This window comes from Piscirickettsia litoralis (assembly GCF_001720395.1).
Lineage (GTDB): Bacteria > Pseudomonadota > Gammaproteobacteria > Piscirickettsiales > Piscirickettsiaceae > Piscirickettsia > Piscirickettsia litoralis.
On the sequence record NZ_MDTU01000001.1, the window covers coordinates 1,041,086 to 1,065,010 of the forward strand.

Consider the following 23,925-nt stretch of genomic DNA (forward strand, 5'->3'; position numbering starts at 1 on the left):
ATAGATGCAGGAATTGCCAACCTACACCGAGTCATACCGCTTTGATATGCCTCAACAAATCTGGAATGAATTATATAGATTACATGGAATAAGTCAAGTCCGACCACGCGGATTTTATATAAATAAACATCGAGTATAACGTTAGCGCCGCAGCGACGTACATCAATGCCACTCCTCCCCAAATTGGCCAGTCCCACACTTGCCAACCTTGAGCCGGCGCTTTTTGTGCCAAGAGGACTAATAAAGAGATCATTTGTGCTGCGGTTTTCACCTTACCGATATAAGAAACTTTCACTGCCGCACGCTTACCAAGCTCTGCCATCCATTCTCGTAAGGCTGACACCATAATCTCCCGGCACATAATCACTGCCGCCGGCAAAGCGAGCCAAGCAGAAGCAAAAGTACTCACTAATAACACTAAAGCCACTGCAACAATCAATTTATCTGCCACAGGATCTAAAAAGGCACCAAAGGCCGACGTCTGATTCCAACGCCTGGCTAAAAAGCCATCGAGCCAGTCGGTCACCGCAGCAATTGCAAAAATGATAGCAGTCGCTAAAGGCGCCCAGGTGAAAGGCAAATAGTAAATCAATACAAATACCGGGATTAATGCCATACGCAGTAATGTTAAGATGTTTGGCAGTCGCATCATTCTCACGTTCTTATTTACTCCTAAACCTTTTCTTTTAACGCTTGCACAATTCGCCGTGCTAACGCTTCACCTATGCCATCAATCTGGGCGATTTCTTCAACTCGAGCTTGCTTTAGCTCTTGCAACCCACCAAAACTATGCAGTAGTGTTTTGCGCCGCTTCGGCCCCACCCCTTCAATTGTCTCCAGTACAGAAGTCATCTTACCACGTTTTGCGCGATGCCCTTCGATGGCAAAGCGATGCGCTTCATCACGAACCTTTTGCAAAAAATGCAGTGCAGGGCTATCTGCTGCAAGCACACGTTGCTCACCACCGTATAAGTGTAACACTTCAAGTCCCGGACGGCGTGAGGACCCTTTACTAATCGCCAGTAAATTTGCAGTTAATCCCAGCTTAGCAAGTGTCTCAACGGTAACATTAAACTGCCCACGTCCACCATCAATCAAAAGTAGCCGCGAGTCAAGTTCTTGCTGGCTCACCTTTTGATAACGTCGCGCTACACTATCGGCCAATGCGGCATAATCATCACCGGCACTAATCCCCGTTATATTAAAGCGCCGGTACGCTTTCTTCAATGGCCCATCACCATTAAATACCACACAAGAGGCCACCGTTGCCTGCCCCATCGTGTGACTCACATCAAAACATTCGATTTGAGTGATTCTCTCATCTAACTGTAATATCTCAAAGCACTCTATAAACCCTTGCTGGTAATGAGCGTTTTTTGCTAAATGGGCTTTCAAGGCTTGTAAGCCATTATGTTGCGCTAAAGCCAGCCACTTTTTTGTCAGACCTCGCCCTTGCTGACGAATTTTTACTTTATGCCCCCGACTTTCTGTTAAAATCGCCTCAATGTTTTCTTTATTCGCTAGCGGCTGTTCTATACAAATTTCAGCCGGTAATTCCCGCGCAGATTCTAGATACCACTGGACTAAAAATAATTCGAGCAGCTCATGACGCTCAAATTCTAGATTTAGTTTAGAAAAAATACTTTTATTGCCTAATAAGCGCCCTTGACGCAACATCATCACCTGAATGCATAACACGCCCTGATCAAGTAACAAAACCACGACATCAACGCTTTTTGCCTGTTCAAAAACGACAGCTTGCTGCTGTGTTGTTCTACGCAAATGGGTAATTTGATCGCGCAGTTGCCCCGCTTTTTCAAAAGCGAGACTCTGTGAGGCCACCTCCATACTTTGCACAAGCTGATCAATCAAAGCTTGGCTTTTACCCTGTAAAAATAAACGGGTATGCTTGACACTTTCTTGATAATCGCCCTCTTTTACCCAACCAACACAAGGCGCATCACAACGGCCAATCTGATGCTGTAAGCAGGGCCTGGAGCGATTTTTAAAGGTATGCTCATCACAAGAGCGCAATTTAAAGGTTTTTTGCAATAAATTTAAAGTCTCCTTTGCCGACCCAGCATCAGGATAAGGGCCAAAATACTCCCCTGCGCGCCGTTTGCCACCACGTTGATAAGTTAAGTTAGGAAAATTACCGGCACTTAAAACCAAATAAGGATAACTTTTGTCATCGCGCAGTAAAATATTATAACGGGGTTTTAAGCTCTTAATTAAAGAACATTCGAGCAGTAAGGCTTCTTTTTCAGTCTCTGTGACAATGGTCTCGACCTTTGCAATCTGGCTAACCAAATGCTCTGTTTTTACTGAAGAAAGATTTTTTTGAAAGTAAGAACCAAGGCGTTTTTTCAGGCTTTTCGCCTTGCCGACATAAATCACGTTCGCCTGGCGATCTATCATTTGATAGACGCCTGGCAAATCAGGAACAGTGGTTAAAAATACGGCTGCATCAAAGCTCATTCAAGTAATATTAAACAGGAACAGCAGGATCCAACATGCCATGGCGAATCGCTAAGTGTGTGAGCTCAACATCGCTATTGACATTTAATTTTTCAAACAGCCGATAGCGATAGCTGTTAACCGTCTTTGGACTCAAACACAATTGATCAGAAATTTCCTGGACTTTTTGGCCACTGGTGATCATGATCATCACCTGCATCTCACGCTCGGACAGCTGATCAAATGGACTATCATCATCGGTTAAATGCTTTAATGCCAACTGTTGAGCGACATCTGGGCTGATATAACGCTGACCGACATGAACCTTACGAATCGCACGCACCATCTCATCAATGTTCGTGCCTTTAGTAATATAACCAGCGGCTCCAGCTTGTAATACCCGTGAAGGGTAAGGCTCGCCTCCATAGACAGTCACAGCCAATACATGGATATCTTGATCGATACGCAACAAGCGCCGTGTTGCCTCCAAACCGCCCATACCCGGCATATTCACATCCATCAAAACAACATCGGGCCGGTTTTGACGAATAAACTGTAATGCATCTTCACCGCTTTCTGCATCACCGATGACTTCTATCCCTTGCACATCAGATAACAAACGCTTAATACCAATACGAATCAATTCATGATCATCAACAATGAGGACTTTAATCAAAAGAACGGCTCCTACACGCAATGTGACTGTATGACTCTTTACAAATCATAACATCATATGATCTGATCTGAAACGAAAATCTATCAAACGGCTCAAGGACTTAGCCTTGCATAGCACCAATAACGACTGTTTTATTAACTTATTCAATTCAAGCAAAATATAATTAAATATTATAAGCAAATAAAGAAATCCATATCAATCAGCAGTTTCAATAGCAATATATCACATGACAAAAAAGTAAAAATTTAATAAAAACAGTTAATTAAATTACATCTAACAAAACAATGTCGCTGTATATTTATCGCATTTACATAATATAGAAAAATAAGACCGAATTATACTAATACAAATGAATGAAAAACACAAAAATAAGCTAAACTCTCGCCCTTGCAGGACAGCAAGGGCAAGCGCTTTATCACCTTAAGAATAAACCTTATTCTGTACGAGTTACTGCTTAACCACCGGAATCCCAGCAATTTTATTACGCCATAGCTCAGGGCCTGTCTGATGCACAGAATCTCCTGTACTATCAACAGCAACTGTCACCGGCATATCTTTGACTTCAAACTCATAAATCGCTTCCATACCCAAATCTTCAAACGCCACTACTTTTGCTGCACGAATGGCCTTAGAGACCAGATAAGCCGCTCCACCGACTGCCATCAAATACACCGCCTTGTGCTCTTTAATCGCCTCGATGGCCATAGGGCCACGCTCGGCCTTACCAATCATGCCAAGTAAGCCTGTTTTCTCCAGCATAAAACCGGTAAATTTGTCCATCCGTGTTGCTGTTGTCGGCCCAGCAGGTCCAACAATTTCATCACGCACTGCATCCACCGGCCCAACGTAATAAATAAAGCGACCTTTAAAATCAACTCCTTCAGGCAAACTCTCGCCCTTAGACAGCATATCTTGTAAGCGTTTATGTGCCGCATCGCGCCCGGTAAGAATTTTTCCAGAAAGCAAGATAGGCTCGCCGGCTTGCCAACTTTGTGCTTCTTCAGGAGTCACGGTTTCCAAGTTCACACGACGAATATCAGCGCTGGCTTTTTGAGTAATTTCAGGCCAATCCTCCAAACTGGGCGCTTTTAACTCAGCCACACCCGAACCATCTAGAGTAAAGTGAATATGGCGTGTCGCCGCACAATTTGGGATAATCGCAACGGGTAAATTGGCCGCATGAGTCGGGAAATCACTGACTTTAATATCTAAAACGGTTGTCAAGCCACCCAAACCTTGCGCGCCTATACCTAAGGCATTAACCTTATCGAAAATTTCTATACGTAACTCTTCTGCGCGATTTTTAGCACCTCGAGCTTTCAGCTCATTAATATCAATCGGCTCTAATAAGGCTTCTTTAGCAAGCAACATCGCCTTTTCTGCGGTACCACCAATACCAATCCCCAAAATCCCCGGCGGGCACCAGCCTGCTCCCATCGTCGGCACCATTTTAAGCACCCAATCCACCAGATCATCCGAAGGATTAAGCATCGCAAATTTAGATTTTGCCTCAGAGCCACCCCCTTTAGCCGCCACATGCACTTCAACGGTATCACCAGGGACCATCTCTAAGTGAACGACCGCAGGCGCATTCGTCTTCGTGTTAACTCGTTTACCGGCAGGGTCAGCTAAAACAGAAGCACGCAACGGGTTGTCTGGATTAGCATAAGCACGGGTCACCCCTTCATTGACCATCTGTTGAATCGTCAAGTCAGAGTCCCACTGCACATTCATGCCAATTTTTACAAAAGCGGTGATAATCCCCGTATCCTGACAAATCGGCCGACGCCCTTCAGCGGCCATGCGTGAATTGATTAAAATCTGCGCCATAGCATCTTTAGCAGGGACAGACTCTTCACGTAAATAAGCATGATTCATCGCTTGGATAAAATCAGTCGGGTGATAATAAGAGATATATTGCAAAGCATCTTCAACACTTTGGATAAAGTCATCTTTTTTTATTATCGTCATACTTTTACTACCTTTTGTTCAACGAAAGCTTAACTTTAAATTTAAATTTACTTTTTTGTTTTATGTTAATAAGAGACATTATAAAAAAAGCCGGTAATTAACCGACTCTTAAAGGTCTGTGACTATAGTCACTGCAAAATTCAATGGCCAAAAAACAGCGGATCATGAAAACGTATGCGTATCATGCTCTGGGAAGCTGCGTGCGATCACATCATCTGAATAGGCTTTTATCGCCTGATCAATCTGCCCACCCACCTCAGCATAACGCTTTACAAATTTCGGTGTATTTTCAGTCAGGCCGATTAAATCATCGATCACCAATACTTGTCCATCACAAGCATTCGAGGCACCTATGCCAATGGTCGGCACACTGATATTCGCAGTGACCGGCTCTGCAACATGGCTAGCAACACATTCTAAAACAACTGAGAAGGCTCCGGCTTCAGCAATCGCACGCGCATCGCGAAGGACTTGATCTAAACCTTCCTCGCCACGCCCCTGGACTTTAAAACCACCCAATGCATTGACAGACTGAGGCAACAGTCCTACATGGCCCATCACCGGAATACCGCGTGAAGTTAAGAAAGCCACAGTTTCTGCCATCTCTATGCCACCTTCGATCTTCACCGCATGGCACCCGGTCTCTTTCATGATCCGCGCCGCGTTACGAAACGCTTGCTCCTTAGACTCTTGAAACGAACCAAAAGGCATATCGACAACAACCAAAGGATAGCCCGCATGCTTTACCACTGCACGACCGTGAGCGATCATCATTTCCATCGTCACAGAGACTGTCGTATCCATGCCATAAATCACATTACCCAATGAATCGCCAACTAATAGAATATCAGCATGGCGACTAGCAATACTCGCTACAGATGCGGTGTAAGCGGTTACCATCACCACAGGGCGCTCACCTTTCAAGGCTTTAATTTTCGACACACTCATCGGACGCTGATCGTCAGCTAAATACCCCACTTCCTACTCCCACTAAATTAGCATTCACTTAGCCTACATTATATTATTCTTAATTAAAACTTAAATAGCATAATTTATGAATGAATTTATAGCCAAACAGCGGACAGCGGACAGCGGACAGCGGACAGCGGACAGCGGACAGCGGACAGCGGACAGCGCTCATTAAACAGAAAATTGCTGCTCTAAATAAGCAAATACGGTTCTTACTCCCATAATCTCGCCACCTTCAGGGCGACCTGGCAAAGCGCGCTTATTATAACCCATCACATCAAAGTGAATCCACGGACAATCCCCGACAAACTCCTCTAAATACAGTGCTGCGGTAATCGCTCCACCATAACCACCTAAATCACAGTTACTTAAATCAGCAATCTGACTATCAATCTTATTTCTATAAGCTTTAAATAGCGGCATCGGCCAAACAGGATCAGCCATATCCTCACCTAATTCGCGCAACTCTGTTTCTATATCACGCTGATTAGTAAAACATGCCGGCAGTTCCGTCCCTAACGCCACACGTGCAGCTCCTGTTAGAGTTGCAAAGTCAATCACCAACGCGGGCTTATCTTCAGCCGCCAAGGCCAAAGCATCGCCGAGAACAACACGACCTTCAGCATCAGTATTTTTAATTTCAACCGATAAGCCTTTACGCGTTGCAATCACATCACCCGGGCGATAAGCATTGCCAGAAATAGCATTATCAACAGCAGGAATCAATAAACGCAAAGAAACCTTTAAACCAACACTCATCACCCATTTAGCCAAGGCGATCGCGTGGGCCGAACCCCCCATGTCTTTTTTCATCATCAACATGCCACTGGAGGGCTTGATGTCCAATCCGCCACTATCAAAGCACACCCCTTTACCAACGATAGTGAGCTTGGCATGGCTTTTATCCCCCCAATTCAACTCTAGTAGGCGAGGCGCTCGGTGGCTCGCTCGACCCACCGCATGAATTGCCGGATAATCTTCAGTGAGTAAGTCATCACCAATAACTTCTTTGAACTCGGCCTTAAATTCTTTGGCTAGCGCACCCACCGCATCAGAAAGATCTTGCGGCCCCATATCTTCAGCGGGTGTATTGATTAAATCCCGACCCAAACACAAGGCATCCACCTGTCGATTGACCGCATTACGCGTTAACTCATCAGCAACTAATAGCTGAGGCCCTGGCTTTTTACTCTCTTGATAGCGATCAAAACGATAAGCGCCCAAGGCAAAAGCGACGGCTGCCAGCTCTTCACTGATCGGCAGATTATTAAAAGAATAACAACCCTCAGGTAAACGGCTTAAGTTGCCAAAAGACCAAAAATCATCTTCATTATCGATAATCAATAATACTTCAACAACGTCGCCCTGCTCATTCATTAATAACTGAAATTGACCGGCCTCCGCTTTAAAGCCTGAGCTTTTAAGCCAATTTTGAGTCATTGCACTCTGCGCCTCAATCCAGTGGTTAAAATTTTCTTTAATCACAGCACTGATTAACGTAGCCTGATCCGCGCTAGCAACGATAGTCGAATTATTGTGCATAATCTTATTCACCTTATCAATTTTCTAATTTAACTTTTCAACCAGGCATTTACTTTTTCTAAATCTGCCAATGTCAAATTACCAATATTATTTTTCAGTTGTAAATAATCCAAGATATAGTCATAACGTGCTTTGGCAAGCTGCTGTTGATCAGTATTTAAGTTCTTAATTGCCCGCAAAATATCAAGCATTGTTGCCACACCGACCGCATAACTCGCTTCATAGGTTTTAACCGTCGTCTCATCTGCCTTAACCGCCGACTCAAAAGCACGAATCGAGCTTAATTGTGCTTTCATCCCTAAGAAATTCTGCCGCGAACTGCTCACAGCACTGCGCTCCGCTTTGATTAAATCATAGTGGGCCGCTTCATATTGGTTAATCGCCTGCTGGGTCTGTGCGGTAATTAAACCACCACTGAAAATCGGCACACTCAAAACTAGATTAATTGTTGCATTGTGGTTATTGCCGACAACCCCTGTAATCGCGCCGGTCGGGTCACGATTATAGCTATAGGCTAACTGTAAGCTTAAGGTCGGATAATGCCCGGCATGATTAATATCGATTGATGTCTCTGCAATCTCAGCATCAAAGCGTGCTTTTTTCATATCCAGATTATTGTTTTTAGCCGCCATCTCCCAGTGATTAATATCGTTGGGGATCGGCCCTTCAAAGCTCACATCAGACTTTAGTGGTGATAATACTTTATACTTCACCCCGGTAATTGCCCGTAAAGACTCCCAGCTTGTTGCCACATCATTTTCTTTTTGAATCAAGTCCGCTCGCGCCTGATCATAACTTGAACGCGCATCAAGCACATCACTCATCGGCTTCACACCGACCTTATGCTGTTGTTCGACTTTATCGAGATTATTTTTCAGACTATTTACCTGAGCTTGGGCTGAGACTTGATTATCTTGGGCTTCTAATACGTTAAAGTAAGCTGTTGCCACATCCAGCATCAGCGTTTGTTTGGCCGTTTGTAAGACGATATCCGCCTGCGCCGCTTGTTGTTCGGCTTGGCTCAGCGTCTGCCATTGAGCATAGTCGACTAAACTTTGAGTTAATGTCAGGCTATAGCCCCGGCCATTCTCGACATCACCATTATTGAGCTTTGCGCGATTAACATTACCAGTAAGAGATAACTGTGGAAATAAAGGCCCTTTAGCAATCGACACATTTTCTTGCGTCGCTTGATTAGTCGACAGTGCCGCTTGATAGGTCGGATCTTCTGTTATTGCTCTTTGATACACCTGGATTAAATCTTCACTAAATGCAGATGAACCCCATGCTAGCATCCCCACGCCACATAGTGCTCCCCACAGCATTTTTCTTTTCATCATCTTGGTTTAGCCTATTTACCTTTTTGTCTTAATATTAACGCACAAGGCAGTAAAATCACTGACAGCACCGCTGCAAAGTAAAATACATCGTTAAAAGCCAACATGCTCGCCTGCTCGTTGACGATATTCCCCAACCGTGCAATCGTTTGTGGTTCTTGAAGATTTTGATGATTCACTTCCAACCAACGCGTCAAATTATGGTTAAAGACGTTAACATAGCCCCCTAATTCATTCCAGTTTACCTGCGATAAACGGACAAATATAGTCCCCATAATCGACACACCAATCGAGCCGCCAATGCTACGAGCAAAACTAAACATTCCCGCCGCCTCATCGTGATCCTCAACAGGTAAATTGCTATAGAATGTCCGAGCGAGCGGGACAAACACTAAACCGGATGCAACGCCCTGAATAATATTCGGAATCAAGACAATATTCTCACTGATTTGCAAACTAAAGGTTGTCATCATCAAGTAACTGCCAATTGCCGTTAGCAAAAAGCCGAACATCACCAACCGATATGCTGGAATAAAACTCATCAACATTGGCAATAACATCATAGCCGCTGCCGCCGTCAAGCCACGCGGTGCTAACACCTCCCCAGCCGTCAACGCTGGATAATGCAATAAGGTTTCTAAAAATAATGGCAACCAAGATAATAAGCCAATTAACACCATGCAATAGGTCAAAATCAAAAAAATTGACCCTGAAAATAACCGATCTTTAAACATGCCTAAATTAACAATATTTCTTCGGCCCAGCTTTATCCCCCGATAAAGAAAGTAAGCAAAGCTAATCACAGAGATAATTAGCAGAATTACAATCTGGTCTGATGAAAACCAGTCTTTGCTACTGCCTTGATCCAGCACCACTTGGAAGCTACCAACAGCAAGCGCCATCACCCCCATACCCAACCAGTCAATCCGGCTCGATTTACGTTGGGTTTCCTTGATAAAAAGAACAATCAAGGGCAAAACAATAATACAGATCGGGATATTAACGAAGAAGTCCCAACGCCAATTAATATTCTGTGTTAGATAACCACCAATAATCGGCCCGAACACTGGAGCAGTCATAATACCAACACCGTAGAGCGCCATCGACTTATTGCGCTCAGATTCCGAGCAATTAGCAAATAAGTCATTGATTGTCGCCTGAGAAATGGGAGCGAGCAATGCGCCAAAACCCCCTTGCAAGGCACGGAAAATGACAATTTCGGTTAAGCTAGTTGAAAAGCCACACAACGACGAAAACACCCCAAAACCGATAATAACAATAATAAGTAAACGCTTTCGACCCAAACGTGAAGTTAAAAAGCCACTTAAAGGCATAACAATTGCCGACATCACCATATAAGAGGTCACCGTCCAACTAATTTGGTCCGACGTTGCGCCCAATGAGCCACGCATATCCTGCAATGACACTGTGACAATGGTCATATCTAAAATTTCAAGACCAGTGACTAATACTAATATTAATGTGATCACCCAGCGTGACCACGAACTCTCACGCAGTGTTGCGATATCCACCCCTAGTTATCCCCGACATCGACCGTGATCGTCGCACTACTACCAACCCGCAGAGGGTAAGCTTTCGGCAAGTCGCCAACAAAAATAACCTTAACCGGAAAACGTTGAGTCACTTTAACCCAATTCCCTGTTGCATTCTCTGGTGGTAATAAAGAAAAACTTGCACCACTGCCATAACTAATGCTGGCGACCTTGCCTTTAAACTCAACGTCTGGATACATATCAATTGCTATTTTCGCATGTTGGCCGGCTTTAATACGCCCTAAATCGGTTTCTTTAAAGTTTGCATCCACCCACCACTCATTATTTTCAATCAGAGCAAACTGGGACTGTAAAGCAGTTACGGTGTCTCCTGGACGCAGGCTGACCTGGTCTAAAATTCCCGCAGCTGGCGCATAAATTTTGGTATGGGAGAGATTTAGCTTGGCCTGATCGACATCCGCTTGTGCCTGGCGAATTTGTGCATTCATATCACCCAATTGGCCGAGCTGATCACGCGCTTGTTTTAAATTCTCTTCGGCGGCCTTTAAAGAAGCCTTAGCGACGCTCAGTTGCGAGCGAACTTGATCCCCTTCTGAAATCGATGCCTGACCCTTAGCCACTAAAGCTAAAGTCCGCTTGGCATTTTGCTCGGCCAAAATAAGCTGGGCGCGGCGCTCTGCGACAATCGCCTGATCCGCCGAAATATTATCCCTTGCTGACTGAACCGACTGCTTTTCTAGAGTCAGTTTAGCCTCTGCCTGCTGCAAAGCAATTTTAAATTGTCTAGGCTCTATCGTGAATAAAAGCTCGCCTTTAGCCACATGTTGATGATTTTTAATTAAAACTCGATCAGCACGCCCCGACACCTGTGAAGCTACATTAACAATATGCGCCTTGACATACGCATCATCGGTCGAAGGGTGTAACCGACTGTAATACCAATAAGCACCCGCGGCTAGAATCGCAATAATCGCAATCACTGTGGTTATTAATTTCTTCATATTTGACCGACCATTCAATTAAAATTCATAAAAAAAGCCTATACAACGGCTATCCCACATGATACGGCAGACACTGGGCACTCGCAAGCGAGTCAATCTCACCCGCTTCTATCGCCAAATTTTTAGTAGATTGCCAAAGTGCTAGCTATACTGCTAGTGGAGGCCTTATGAAACGAAGCTTATGTTATTTTTTTTTCCAGCAGGGATTTTGCTCTATCAGCTGTTTTCTGGAGCCGCAGCCCTCGCCGCGTGTAACCAAACCTTCAATATTGCCTATGACGGACACTGGCCACCTTACCAATACAGCATTCAAAACAAACCTAAAGGCATCGACCTTGTGCTAATCAGCCAAATTATGAAGCGCATCGGTTGTAGCACACAGTACAAGCGCGTCGAGCACAGCCGTGTTGCCAATGACCTAAAACTCGGCTGGGCGGATATCGCCATGTCGATCCCACGCACTCTACAAAATAGAGAGGGGCTTTATTTCTCCAATATTATACGCCACCAGCGCTTTTCCATGTTTGTTAGAAAGAAAAACATCTTACGCTTTAACTTTCCTTCTATCATTAACCTACTCAACACTACATTCAAACTCGGCACGAGCCTCGGCACTCAATACGGTGCACTCTATCAGCAATTTGTCCAACGTGGTGGCTCTTTAAACATCCGCACGGCCGATAATTATTACGAACTTCCCCGCCTCCTCATCACCAAAAAATTAAATGGCTATCTGATGGAAACCCAACGCGGTTACTACCTACTTAAAAAAGTGCGCCTGCTCAGCCAAATCGGCACAACAGAGACCCTCATCGACAACGACCCGACACCGCTTTATATTGCCTTTAGCAAAAAAACCGTCTCTCGCAACATCGTCAACCAAGTCAATGCTGCTTTAGTAGAAATGCAAATCGACGGCAGCCTTGAAAAAATCCTTATGGCCTATTCACCAAAACGCTAGCACCCGTTATCATTTACCGTTAAGATAACGCTTTTCAATACTAGACTACACGAGGGGATAACCATGAGTCTCGATCAAACTTGGTTTTCAGAAAGCTACGCCCCATCAGGCTCGGCCTTCTCATTAAAAATTACTGACAAAATTCACTCAGAAAAATCAGAATTTCAAACCATTGATATTTACCAAACTGAAACCTTCGGCAAACTGATGGTCATCGATGATTGCACGATGGTCAGCACCCGTGATAATTTTTTCTATCATGAAATGATGACCCACCCGTTATTATTCAGCCATAAAAACCCGGAAAATATTCTAATCATCGGCGGCGGTGACTGTGGCACTTTACAACAAACTTTAAAACATCCGACAACACAATCAGTCACTCAAATCGATATCGACGAACGTGTCACCGAACTCGCTAAAATTCACTTCCCAGAGCTTTGCACAGAAAATAACGACCCACGCGCCACCATTTTATTTGAAGATGGCATCAATTGGGTGCGCAAGGCTGAAAAAAACTCCTTGGATATTATCATTGTCGATAGCACAGAGCCTGAAGGCCCGGGTGAAGTTTTATTCACCGATGAGTTTTACAGCTATTGCTTTAATGCCCTAAAAGATGATGGCATTCTCGCCATTCAAAGTGAATCTCCTTTTTATCACGTTGACTTATTAAAGACTCTTTGCAACCGCTTTGAAAACGTTGGTTTTAACGCCACTCGCTTACATCACTACCCACAACCGATTTATCCAAGTGGTTGGTGGAGCACGTTATTAGCCAGTAAAAATGGTGAGTTTCATTTCCGCAAGCAAGATGCCAAACAAAAGCCATTCGAAACGAATTACTACAATGCTAATATTCACGAATCGAGCAAAGCGTTACCTGAGTATTTATTAAAAGCTCTGCCACAATTAAAGCAAAAATAGTTTGCTTTTCTTTCTAAACAAAATTATCTCTAAATGAAAAAAGAAAGCCTCCAGGCTTTCTTTTTTATCACAACTTAGCAAGAAATTTATCTTAAAACTTCCAACTGACACCTAAACCAAAGATATTAGCATAGCCGCTGTAATCTGCTTTAACATTATCTACAGCAACTGGAGTACTACTCTCTGTTGTTGTTTTATTAATCGCTTGATCACGCATAAAAATTCGCTCATACACTGCATCCACACTAAAATTCTTATTAATATGATAGCCCACACCAATCGTTGCCCAAATACGATTAGATCCCGGAATACGCGCATCACGCTCCTCTGTTACCGTTGGTGTTTGATCAAAGGCTAAACCCGTGCGTAGCTGCCAACGTGACGTTAGATCATAGGCTGTGCCTAGTGAAAACAACCAGGAATTTTTATAATGGAGTGATTCGTTAATCCCCATTGTGGGAAGTGATGGAATATTTACTTCAATAGTATCAATACTAGACCATTCTGTATATTGAGCATTTGCCATTACTTTCCATTTAGAGGTAATCTGCTGGGTCAAACCCAAATTCCACACCGCAGGCAAAGTTAGAGCTGCATTCGCATCACGCGAAATAGCTGTCGGCGATGGTGAAATGTTAATATCCACAGTGCCATCAATTGTGTTTTCAATGTGCGACCGATAACTTAACCCCAAAGTTGTAGACTGAGTTGGTTTATATTGAACACCTAATAAATAACCATATCCCCAATCATGTCCCGATACCTGACTAGGCTGAGTTGCAGAAACATTAACTATCTGCATACTTTGCGAGAGTAAAACACTAGTTCTAACTGCTGAGACTCCTAAACCAAACGACCATTGATCATTAGCCTTAAATGCAATAGTAGGTGTAATTGCAATAGATTTTATTTCAGAGTCAACTGCCTGATAACGACCAACCCAGTCATTATCATAAGTTGTAGTTAAGCCCCAAGGTGCTCCTATAGATAATCCTGCCGCTACCTTATCATTAATTTTCCAAGCAGCATATAAATCTGGCACTAGTGCGCCTTTAGCTATGTTGCCATCTTGAGTAGAGCCACTGATATTGGTTGTCGTTCCATCAGTAGTTCGAGTAGCCGAAGCATTACTCATCGATATTTTAGGGTCAATATACGAACCACCTAAATATATTTCATTTGACGTAATCCCGGCTAAAGATGCTGGGTTTAAATACATCGCGGTAATATCACCAGAACTAGAAGAAGCCCCAGCCAAAGCTGAACCTTGTAGTTCAGGGCTTAACTCGTTAACTTGAAAACCTGCAGCATAAGTAGAAGCGCATATCATTGTACTTATCGCGCTCACGGCCAAAACCAGGGTTTTAATCTTATGACTCATTCAGCACTACCTTGTGGATGTAAAACTCGATTGCCCTATTGTTACTTAATTAAACGTTCAATGACAAGAATTAATTGAACACCCCATCAAAAAAAAAGCCATGCTGCATCGCCAAAATGTAAAGCACGGCAATGACAAACAAAACAATATTGCAGCGCATAATAATTTTTTTTATTAAATACACCTTTACAAATTAAATTTTCAGCCCTAGCATAGAAAACCACACAAATCGTGTTTTTTATTTTACGGAAATAAATTCAAGGATCAATCATGAAAAAAATTGTTTTAGGTGCTGCACTTACTATAGCTGCCACTTCTTTTGCTTTTGCCGACAATTGCGATACATTAACAACAAATACAGGCATTCAAAACGGACAATCAATCGCCGTTTCAACAATTAATAGTTTGTTCAGCCAGTATCAAGGTGATGTAATCAGCTGGAATGGTTTATCATTAGCATTGGAAGCTCAAAACTGGAATAATGCGCACAGCACTGCAAATGCAACTGTTGTTTGTAAAGATGTAAGTGGTGGAACATTTGCAACTGTACAGTTAACTAATGCAACAACTGATGGAAGCAACTCTCCAACATTAAAAGTAGATACTAGTGTCATTAAAGGAGCAACAAAGTCTGAAAAATTCGCAGGATTCAATTACTAACAGACCACTGCTCAACCTTTAGCTTTAACAAGCAAAGCATATGAAATATGCTTTGTTTTTTCTCATTTTTATTTTATAGAGTTTACGCTTACAACAAAAGACAGCATAAGCTGTCTCTTGTTATTTATGATCAAAAATTAGCAGTTAAAACCTTAACCCTAATCACTCACCATATCTTTCAATGCTTTAAGTGCAGAAACACGTGCAACAGAATGTGCTTTTTTCGCAGGCACCATAACCTGACCAACCGTTGGGCTTTGGATCATGCGCTTTTTAGTCGCTTTGCGCTTACTACGGAACATTTTCACCCCGAGTTTTGGCAAAATAAACTCACCGGCACCACGCTTTTGAAGATGTGCATAAGCAATATCTTTTAATGAGTCAAAAACAGCTTCAACTTGCTTTAAGCTTAAATCACTTTCTTCAGCAATCTGACGGAAAGTATCTTTTGCAGTAAAGCGTTGAGAAATTGCCGACATTGGTTTCTTAGCCGCAGGCTTCTTCGCAGCAGCTCTCTTTTTAGCAGCTGGCTTTTTCGCCGCTACTTTTTTCTTAGCTGCTGGTTTTTTCGCAGCCACTTTCTTTTTAGCGGCTGGCTTTTTCGCCGCCACCTTTTTTCTTAGCCGCTGGTTTCTTCGCCGCTGGCTTTTTTCGCAGCTACATTTTTTCTTAGCTACTGATTTTTTTAGCAGCTACTTTCTTTTTAGCTGCTGGTTTACGAGAGGAAGTTTTTTGTCGCCATAATACCGTCCCTAGTTTTTAGCTCCTACTAGCGAAAATAGTTCTCTAAAAAAAGAATGTCAACCTTTATTACAAAAAAAATTAAATTAATTTAATTTACTAAGGCATTTAACAGGCAACAAGTTTGAACCTTGATGCAGGCGAGAGGAAAACAATTTCATTATTAGGTCGAATATAAAAGCGAACAATATCCGGTAATTCTCCTAATAAATTAAAATCTAGAGTTTCATCATAAGACTCTTGTGGCGGAGTTAAACGAATACCAAATTGATTTAATAACTCGGTAAAACGTTTAATCGCTAACGATGAAGAAACTTTCGATTGAATACTAATGTAATTAAACTCAAACAGCGCATCCCAATAGTCTTTCACTTGCACTGAATGCATTTTGCCCGTTGCAAAATCTTGACAAGCTCCTGAAATAACCTTTAGTTTATCATTCAAAGCAAACTCAAATGTATCTCCTTGACCATCACGATCAACAAAATAGGCATTTAAAATAATTTCAGAGCGCTGAATAAATTTCATTCAATCATCCATTGTTTTACTATTATTCGATTTACTCAACAACTACCTTACAATTGTTGTGCCAATAAATACTGGCAAAATAATTAAACTGCTTACGTAACCAAGGTTAAGATATATGTAAGAAATAACATTAAAAATCAAACGAATATGCTTTTTATTTTTCCAAATATAGAATCATGTGTGTTATTTATTTGACTTTTGATCAGCAAAAACAACACAATTGCGTCCTGCCTCTTTTGCAGCATAAAGTGCATCATCAGCACGTTTGACAAAAGCCTCTTGAGTTTCTTTTTCATTGTAAAATGCCACACCGATTGATACAGTCACCTTTCCGACCAACTCATTTGTTGTGCGAATCCGTATCTGTTGGCGGACAGAAGATGCCCGTAACGCCACAGCCAATTCATCAACCTGTTCACGTGTTAAATTTTTGCATAAAATCACAAATTCTTCGCCACCATAGCGATAAATTTCTCCCAAACCATCCAACGCAGTTTTAAGGTTTTTTGCCACCCATTGAATAACTTTGTCGCCTGCAACATGTCCAAATTTATCATTCACTCGCTTAAAATGATCAATATCAACCATCAATAACGCTAAGCTGTTTGCTTGACAACCCGATTTTATCAAGTCAGACATGGCTCGATCAAACGTTCCGCGGTTATATAGCTTAGTTAGGCTATCATGCTCTGAGTCATGGCGAGCAGCGTCTAACTCACTTTTTAGCTGATTAATTTCAGATTGAGCATTTGCCAGTTCCGCTCCAAACCTCTCACCCGAGCTAACAACTTCTTGAAGGTGCTCACTCAGCTGAGCAGTCACCAAAGTTACATCATCAGCAGATCGAATCGCTTGGATTTTCCCTTCAACCGATTGCATCGCTGTTTGGTGACCACGTGTTTCTTTGGCAACATGCCCCACATCCGCGAGCAATTTTTCCGCTAACTCTTCCAAACTATTTTGTAAGTCATGCACAGGAGCAGCAAGCTTTAAAGCATACTGCTGGAACAATCGCTCAGCAACCTCCGGCAATAACGTGCCTTGCTCCTCTAAGTTTTGATCGATTTCCTTGATTAAAGAGCGATCTTCACCCACAGCATATAGATAACACAAGGTATAGTTTATTGGGTTAGGTGCAATACCATACGTACGCATAACTTTATGCGCACCCAACGAATGCTGTGTCGCCACCTCATGTACATCTTTTGAACGCATCAATGCATCCACAATCTAGCCCACCCCTAATGGGTAAGTATAGGGAAATCCCTGAAAAAGCGTGGAATCTCATGTACTTTTTGACAGCTGATACATTGAATTATATGATATTTAAATAATTCATATATTGGTTCATTTTGTTATTCTCGACAGAATATTACAATTGCACTGCAGCATTTAAATAAACGTCAATACACGGCTGCCGTAATGATTCACAAAAACAATTTAGATATTTTAAAACTTAGAAGCTTAAACTAGATTGGCATATTCATACAGAGAAATTAAATAGCATAGCTCGGCTTAGATCCCCGCACCCATACGGGGATAATCAGCAGCATTGATACAATTTACAACTACAAAACATATCAAAATAAAGGTTGCTCTGGAGAAAATAGCAGCTAGTCGATCATTTGAATAAAGTCGTATAGCTCTGCTTTCACTTTATCCAAAGGCAAATTAGATGTACGTGTTTGATAAAGCGTTGGCACTAACATATTAAGCTGTGAGCGCATTTTAACCGCTGGGTATTGCTCAAGCCAATTCAGCAATAATTCGATATCTGCCGGCGCAATGCTCTCATCAGCAAGTACTCCATAGCATAAACCAATAAATACCGCCCAAGGGTCTTCACGGTTTTGATAGGCGCTGAATATCGCCTCAAAGCCCTCAATCAGACTCTGCATAGTCTCAGGACGCACCGGATGCTCTTCAAGTGCAATATTAATCAGCTTAACGATATCAGAACCAGGGTGATCTTCTGTTAGTTCGATATGAGAATTAATCCAATCTTTCAAAAAGATCAGTTCTTCATCAAGAATCTGATTATCTGCCATAATACCATGACATAAACCCAGCAGTATGCCCTCTTCAAAATAAGGTGACGACGCTTTCCCTGCCTTCGTTTTAACTAGTGTGTCCATACCATTCATTACCCTTAATAAAATAACCCTGCTTCTTTTAATACATACAGAGAAATCAAAGAAATTTCAAGAAAAGACTGATCAACCCTTATAGAAATGATGCACTGGACCCTGCCCTTTTCCCAGGGAATAAGCCTCTCCTTTAACTATTGCGCCCTGCAAAAAATCAATCGCGTTCTCAACCGCTACATTTAATGGATGGCCTTTTGCCATATTTGCTGCAATTGCCGACGACAGCGTGCACCCCGTACCATGGGTATTTTTTGTCGGTATTTTCTCATGCTGAAACCAAACTGCGTGGTTTTGCCAATACAATAAGTCTCCGAGCATATCGCCTGTTAAATGCCCCCCTTTGACCAATACAGCCTTCGCACCTAAGACCTCAACCATTAATTTGGCAACATGCTCCATATCCGTTTGACTCTCAACAGTACAACCAGCCAATACACCAGCTTCAACAAGATTGGGGGTGATTAATGAACAATCGCCTATCAATTGCTTAAACAACTCGAGATTATCCAGCTGCGTCAAGACATCGCCACTGGTTGCAACAAGTACTGGATCGAAAATAACAGGAATATCAACCGGGATACTGCGAATGCAGTCAATAACGACTTTAGTAATTTCTGCATTAGCAAGCATACCAATTTTAATTGCATCCGCACCAATATCACCCATCACCATATCAAATTGAGCCTTCACCATCTCAGGCTTAACAACATCAACCGCACTCACAGCCAACGTATTCTGAGCTGTAATAGCACTAATCACACTCATACCATAACAGCCTAGTGCCGAAAAGGTTTTCAAGTCCGCTTGAATACCCGCTCCACCCCCACTATCGGAACCTGCAATCGTTAAAACACGTTGATATTGATTTTGACCTTGTTTTTTGCTCATTGCTACAACCTTGCTCAGTCGCTTTTTTTGCTTAGTCTAGCGCTTTTTAGCTCGAATTGCTGTGTTATTTTATAATCTTTAAACGGACTATCATAAAGATTCAAACGACTCGCATAAATAACTGCAAATTTCTGCTTTTTCTGAAGTGCGCTCAATAATCTTACCAAACGCTTTTGCACAGCAAGAGGAAAACCGCACCAAGGGGCATCTAATAAATACAAACTTGCCTGCTGCACCAAGGCCCGTGCAAAAACCACCCTGATATAGCTAAATATATTCAAATCGTTTGGGTAGGATATTAATAAAGAGCTTAGGTTTAAAAGATCTGCGGCTCTATCAATACGCTGACGAATTTCTGAACGCCTTAGCCCTTTAATATACAGGCGGTAAGCTAAGTTTTCATACACGGTCGATTCTGGATGTAAGTAATGATTGGCAAAAATCAAATTGACTTGTTGAGATTTAACTGGCTTTTTGTCAATTAAAATACGCCCTACTGAGCAAGACTCATGACCAGCAATTAATTTTAACAAGACGGATTTTCCACTGCATTTATCTCCTGATAATACAAGAGATTCACCCTGACGAAGATAAAAATTAATATCCGACAATACTATTTTGGCACCATAAGATTTTGAAAGTGCATTAACTTCTAACACAAACTAATCCACCTTAAGTTAGATATTGCTATAAGAAAAGGCGCTGATCTTGCGCCTTGAACATAAGGTAATTTCAATAACTTTGATATCAATAACAGGCTAAATATTTAAATGAGTTGGTGTGCAACAAAACCCACGACCAGCCCCACCACAAAAGTAATTAGTGCAGACGTCACCGCCATCGCAACACATTGTTGCACAGAGACCCCCTCTTTATTAACTGTAGTCGCCGCTGCAGTCTCATCATTTACAGGATGAATATCATAAGCACGAAAGCGGTCACCTTCTAAAGATTCATAGTCAAAAGCAACATCAATCCCAGGCTTAATCAAGCGTACATTGAGAATGTCTTCCATCTTAAAATAAATGTCTTGGCTCATATCATCACAAACAATAAAGCCGTACTGCTGCTTACGATCGAAAAATTTTTGATAGTTCCTTTCATTGCCCCTTCATGCCTTAATCACTCTATCTCTTAAAAATTATAGCAGCCCTTACCAGGCTTAACATTCAATTAACTTATTGAAAGTTAAATCATTCAAATTGCTAAAACATTATTTTTCTTGCATGCACAGCAAAAGTCATTATAATAACACGTCTAGTGAGTTTTGGCTAAAGTTTGAGCCTGACTGCCCGATGTAATTAAGGTAGACGGCAAGACTTTGCCGCCTAGGTCCTCTAAAAGCCAGCTATGCTGGCTTTTTTTATGTATGCTAAACAACCAGCATCTCGCTCGACAAGTTATGCCCCTCAAGCATTTCGCGCAACCGCTTCAAAGCCTCAACTTGTATTTGGCGCACTCGCTCACGTGTTAAGCCAATTTCACGCCCTACTTGCTCCAAGGTTGCCGCCTCATGACCACGCAACCCAAACCGACGCATCACTACCGAACGCTGCTTATCAGTCAACTCATTCAGCCATTGGTCTAGATGCTCTTTGATATCCTCACTTTCCATCCAAGAGGCCGGCTCTGAACCACTGTTCTCTTCAGCAATGCTATCGAGTAATGATTTCTCAACTTCATCTCCCCACATGCTATCGACAGAGGAGATGCGTTCATTCAATACCAATATTTTTTTAATATCTTCAACAGGCTTATCCAAAAGCTCAGCAATTTCTTCAGGGCTAGGCTCATGATCTAAGAGTTGAGAGAGTTGACGTGCCGCACGCAAATATAAGTTTAGCTCTTTAACCACATGAATCGGCAAACGTATAGTCCGCGTTTGGTTCATAATAGCCCGTTCTATAGTTTGACGAATCCACCATGTCGCATAGGTCGAAAAACGAAAGCCGCGCTCAGGATCAAATTTTTCAACCGCGCGAATTAAACCTAAGTTTCCCTCTTCGACCAAATCAAGCAAAGATAAACCACGATTGATATAACGTCGGGCAATTTTAACCACTAAGCGCAAATTACTCTCGATCATCCGCCGTCTCGCATCTTGATCACCACGCTGCGCCCGCCTGGAATAATACACCTCTTCCTCAGCAGAAAGCAGGGGGGAGAAACCAATCTCACCCAAATAAAGTTGGGTTGCATCAGGGCTATTCGCTGTTTCTTGACTTGCTTCTCGGCGTTTGCCCCGACGAGAAGAAGTGCCAGATTCTGCTTTTGCTTTTGACTTTATTTTTGATTTTGTTTTTTTCTCTTTTACCTCTTCTACAGCAACATCATCATTAATAGAGTCCTCTAACATAACGGCATCATCTAATTCTAAAGCAACTTCGCTTTGATCGGCTTGATTGATCATAGAGGCCTCCTTGCCTAAGCTTATTTTGTTTTACATCATTCACTATAAATTAAATAAAATTGGGATCCACCGACCTTTTTTTCCAAAAAACATTAATCTCTACTATAATAAAAGTTGGTCAGTACTGAAAAATATTGACTGACAAGGCGTTAGACTCATGTAAGCTTAGGCTTACAGCAAAGCAATACATCTTCTCTATTCAAAAGGAATAATCAGCTCACGTGCAGTACTAACAATGCATGCAATGGCTCTTAGCTAAAGTCTATACAAAAATATTATTCATACTCTATCGCTGTACGTTCTACTTGTTCATTGCTATATCCATAGTGCTGATGATGAAATAAAGTACTATCCATTGGGTTAACCATCTGCCAATCGTCAATTTCCTCAATCTTGCTCTCTTGCAATAACACATCTCTTTTAACCACCCGATGCCAAGGTTCAATTAATTTTTCATCGGCCGCGAGCAACCAACATGTCAGTGCCTGGTTCAGCTGTTGCACCAAGCTTTTATTCTTTGAAAAGTCGACCAAAATAAAATCATCTTCGCTTTCAGAAATATTAACTTTTTCCTCTCCCCCAAAAGAAAGTAACAAATCACTCTGCTTTTTAAAATTTCCCACCAATCCTTTAAATTCACTAAAAACATCTTCTAAGTCACTCCAATTAATGTTGGCTAAAATTTTAATCGGCTTTGATTTTTTCAACCCCAATGTATAAATCAACTTCAAAGAAAGTAAGCTAACTTGTACAGCACCCCATTTTTTCCAACCATTGCAACCACTTTCCACCTTCTTCCACTTGTGTTTTATAACCATTTGTTAACTGGTAAAATGGTGCATTAATCACAGTCGGTGATTTAGGAATAAGCTTAGATAATTTCTTTAGTAAATAAGCTGATAATTTAAGCAGCGCTTGGACTAGGAAACGAGGCTCTTTATTAGGGTTAGAGCAATAGCGACTAATTTCCTTTACTAAACGAGTAACATATTGCTGCCCAGCAAGAGCAGGCTTAAAAAAATTAAAAGGCTTTTCATTACAGTTAACATTGCTTTTTGATAAAGCTGCTAATACAAACGATTCATAGAGTATACTTTTCATGGCAAATGCCAAAGGCTCAGGCAGGCACTGTTCTACAAACGCAAAAAACACTTGATAACTACAGCCCAAACTTAATGCGTAGCCGTTCGCCATTGATAATTTTTTTAATTGGTTATCAGGCGATGATTCCTCATAAGACAGACGTAAATAAAGAAATAAATAACCAGTTAATATTGCCGCTGATATAAAATTAGCAGCGCTCCCAATCAAGCTATTTTCATCGAAAAGATAGCTAATTAGAACTTCTTGTAAAAATTCTTGCGCATACATAGACACACCAGAAAAAATCAAAACCTCCATCATTGATTTAATATAGTCTTTTATACTGCTTTCATTTTCTGAGTTATCTTCTGAAGTCAGACCATTGCTGTACATACTTTTTGCTATTGAGTAGAGATTGACAAGCCCAAGTACAGCCCCATAACTAAGCTTAAACGACCAATTTGCTAAAGCCATTGTACATCCCAGCACCGACTTTATATTATCATTAGAGCTATGGTCTTTAATAAATCCAAGCGAGGCCATTACACAAAAAAATACAGCATTATAAAATAAAATCATTCTAAATGATGATTTTATTTCAGGGTTATTACAGTACTTATTGTAAGCATTATAAGGCAACAATAAAGTATCTTTCAAACCTTCTTTCATATTTTTATTAAAATTACTATACAAAAAACCAGATAGACAATCCTTAACTGCATAGGCTATATT

Annotated in this window: 23 protein-coding genes; 3 read left to right on the forward strand and 20 right to left on the reverse strand. The window is 41.7% G+C overall.

Annotated elements, in window-relative coordinates:
- Nucleotides 1-79 precede the first annotated feature (79 nt).
- From pgsA to BGC07_RS04955, 9 genes are all read right to left on the reverse strand, one after another.
- Complete coding sequence (gene pgsA / locus BGC07_RS04915; protein ID WP_235602937.1) at nucleotides 80-652, reverse strand: CDP-diacylglycerol--glycerol-3-phosphate 3-phosphatidyltransferase; 573 nt, start codon at nucleotides 650-652, stop codon at nucleotides 80-82.
- Between the two features lie 20 nt (nucleotides 653-672).
- On the reverse strand, nucleotides 673-2,478 hold the full coding sequence (gene uvrC / locus BGC07_RS04920) for an excinuclease ABC subunit UvrC (protein WP_069312193.1): 1,806 nt from the start codon (nucleotides 2,476-2,478) through the stop codon (nucleotides 673-675).
- Nucleotides 2,479-2,488: 10 nt separating this feature from the next.
- Nucleotides 2,489-3,133, reverse strand: coding sequence for a UvrY/SirA/GacA family response regulator transcription factor (gene uvrY, locus BGC07_RS04925; RefSeq protein ID WP_069312194.1), 645 nt, complete (start codon nucleotides 3,131-3,133; stop codon nucleotides 2,489-2,491).
- A 447-nt stretch (nucleotides 3,134-3,580) separates the two neighbouring features.
- Nucleotides 3,581-5,104, reverse strand: a complete 1,524-nt coding sequence (locus BGC07_RS04930) for a fumarate hydratase (RefSeq protein WP_069312195.1) — start codon at nucleotides 5,102-5,104, stop codon at nucleotides 3,581-3,583.
- A 162-nt stretch (nucleotides 5,105-5,266) separates the two neighbouring features.
- Nucleotides 5,267-6,082: a 3-methyl-2-oxobutanoate hydroxymethyltransferase gene (panB, locus tag BGC07_RS04935; protein ID WP_201258121.1), complete on the reverse strand. Its 816-nt coding sequence runs from the start codon at nucleotides 6,080-6,082 to the stop codon at nucleotides 5,267-5,269.
- 162 nt (nucleotides 6,083-6,244) lie between these two features.
- A complete protein-coding gene (locus BGC07_RS04940; protein ID WP_069312196.1) occupies nucleotides 6,245-7,615 on the reverse strand; it encodes a leucyl aminopeptidase family protein in 1,371 nt (456 codons plus the stop codon).
- 29 nt (nucleotides 7,616-7,644) lie between these two features.
- Nucleotides 7,645-8,955, reverse strand: a complete 1,311-nt coding sequence (locus tag BGC07_RS04945) for a TolC family outer membrane protein (protein WP_235602938.1) — start codon at nucleotides 8,953-8,955, stop codon at nucleotides 7,645-7,647.
- An 11-nt stretch (nucleotides 8,956-8,966) separates the two neighbouring features.
- On the reverse strand, nucleotides 8,967-10,484 hold the full coding sequence (locus BGC07_RS04950; RefSeq protein WP_069312197.1) for a DHA2 family efflux MFS transporter permease subunit: 1,518 nt from the start codon (nucleotides 10,482-10,484) through the stop codon (nucleotides 8,967-8,969).
- Nucleotides 10,485-10,486: 2 nt separating this feature from the next.
- A complete protein-coding gene (locus BGC07_RS04955) occupies nucleotides 10,487-11,467 on the reverse strand; it encodes an HlyD family secretion protein (protein WP_069312198.1) in 981 nt (326 codons plus the stop codon).
- 181 nt (nucleotides 11,468-11,648) lie between these two features.
- Between BGC07_RS04955 and BGC07_RS04960 the strand changes: the two genes are divergently transcribed.
- Both BGC07_RS04960 and speE read left to right on the forward strand, forming a co-directional pair.
- Entirely contained in the window at nucleotides 11,649-12,428 is a 780-nt protein-coding gene (locus BGC07_RS04960; RefSeq protein WP_069312199.1) for a substrate-binding periplasmic protein, read from the forward strand.
- A gap of 63 nt (nucleotides 12,429-12,491) precedes the next feature.
- Entirely contained in the window at nucleotides 12,492-13,355 is an 864-nt protein-coding gene (gene speE / locus BGC07_RS04965; protein WP_069312200.1) for a polyamine aminopropyltransferase, read from the forward strand.
- 91 nt (nucleotides 13,356-13,446) lie between these two features.
- On the opposite strand, the gene BGC07_RS04970 is transcribed toward speE, so the two are convergent.
- Nucleotides 13,447-14,736: an OmpP1/FadL family transporter gene (locus tag BGC07_RS04970; protein ID WP_069312201.1), complete on the reverse strand. Its 1,290-nt coding sequence runs from the start codon at nucleotides 14,734-14,736 to the stop codon at nucleotides 13,447-13,449.
- 270 nt (nucleotides 14,737-15,006) lie between these two features.
- On the opposite strand from BGC07_RS04970, the gene BGC07_RS04975 reads away from it, so the two are divergent.
- A complete protein-coding gene (locus BGC07_RS04975; protein WP_069312202.1) occupies nucleotides 15,007-15,396 on the forward strand; it encodes a hypothetical protein in 390 nt (129 codons plus the stop codon).
- A gap of 158 nt (nucleotides 15,397-15,554) precedes the next feature.
- Here BGC07_RS04975 and BGC07_RS21190 read toward each other — a convergent pair whose 3' ends face one another.
- The 10 genes from BGC07_RS21190 to BGC07_RS05025 all read right to left on the reverse strand — a co-directional run.
- Nucleotides 15,555-16,007 carry an HU family DNA-binding protein gene (locus BGC07_RS21190; protein WP_069312203.1) on the reverse strand — a complete coding sequence of 151 codons (453 nt, stop codon included), beginning with the start codon at nucleotides 16,005-16,007 and terminating at the stop codon, nucleotides 15,555-15,557.
- A gap of 238 nt (nucleotides 16,008-16,245) precedes the next feature.
- Entirely contained in the window at nucleotides 16,246-16,665 is a 420-nt protein-coding gene (locus BGC07_RS04985; protein WP_069312204.1) for a hypothetical protein, read from the reverse strand.
- Between the two features lie 183 nt (nucleotides 16,666-16,848).
- Nucleotides 16,849-17,880 carry a GGDEF domain-containing protein gene (locus BGC07_RS04990; RefSeq protein WP_139121621.1) on the reverse strand — a complete coding sequence of 344 codons (1,032 nt, stop codon included), beginning with the start codon at nucleotides 17,878-17,880 and terminating at the stop codon, nucleotides 16,849-16,851.
- Nucleotides 17,881-18,278: 398 nt separating this feature from the next.
- The gene (locus BGC07_RS04995; RefSeq protein WP_235602939.1) at nucleotides 18,279-18,800 is read right to left on the reverse strand and encodes a hypothetical protein; all 522 of its coding nucleotides are present in this window, start codon (nucleotides 18,798-18,800) and stop codon (nucleotides 18,279-18,281) included.
- An 81-nt stretch (nucleotides 18,801-18,881) separates the two neighbouring features.
- The gene (gene thiD, locus BGC07_RS05000) at nucleotides 18,882-19,700 is read right to left on the reverse strand and encodes a bifunctional hydroxymethylpyrimidine kinase/phosphomethylpyrimidine kinase (protein ID WP_069312206.1); all 819 of its coding nucleotides are present in this window, start codon (nucleotides 19,698-19,700) and stop codon (nucleotides 18,882-18,884) included.
- 14 nt (nucleotides 19,701-19,714) lie between these two features.
- Nucleotides 19,715-20,359 (reverse strand): ATP-binding cassette domain-containing protein, encoded by a 645-nt coding sequence (locus tag BGC07_RS05005; RefSeq protein ID WP_069312207.1) that lies wholly within the window; start codon nucleotides 20,357-20,359, stop codon nucleotides 19,715-19,717.
- Nucleotides 20,360-20,466: 107 nt separating this feature from the next.
- Nucleotides 20,467-20,739, reverse strand: coding sequence for a cold shock domain-containing protein (locus BGC07_RS05010; RefSeq protein WP_235602940.1), 273 nt, complete (start codon nucleotides 20,737-20,739; stop codon nucleotides 20,467-20,469).
- Nucleotides 20,740-21,072: 333 nt separating this feature from the next.
- Nucleotides 21,073-22,110, reverse strand: coding sequence for an RNA polymerase sigma factor RpoS (gene rpoS / locus BGC07_RS05015; protein WP_069312209.1), 1,038 nt, complete (start codon nucleotides 22,108-22,110; stop codon nucleotides 21,073-21,075).
- 275 nt (nucleotides 22,111-22,385) lie between these two features.
- Nucleotides 22,386-22,901, reverse strand: a complete 516-nt coding sequence (locus tag BGC07_RS05020; RefSeq protein ID WP_069312210.1) for a hypothetical protein — start codon at nucleotides 22,899-22,901, stop codon at nucleotides 22,386-22,388.
- Nucleotides 22,852-23,925 (reverse strand): hypothetical protein (locus BGC07_RS05025; protein WP_235602941.1); only part of this gene is annotated, 1,074 nt, incomplete at its 5' end. The genes BGC07_RS05020 and BGC07_RS05025, both read right to left, overlap by 50 nt.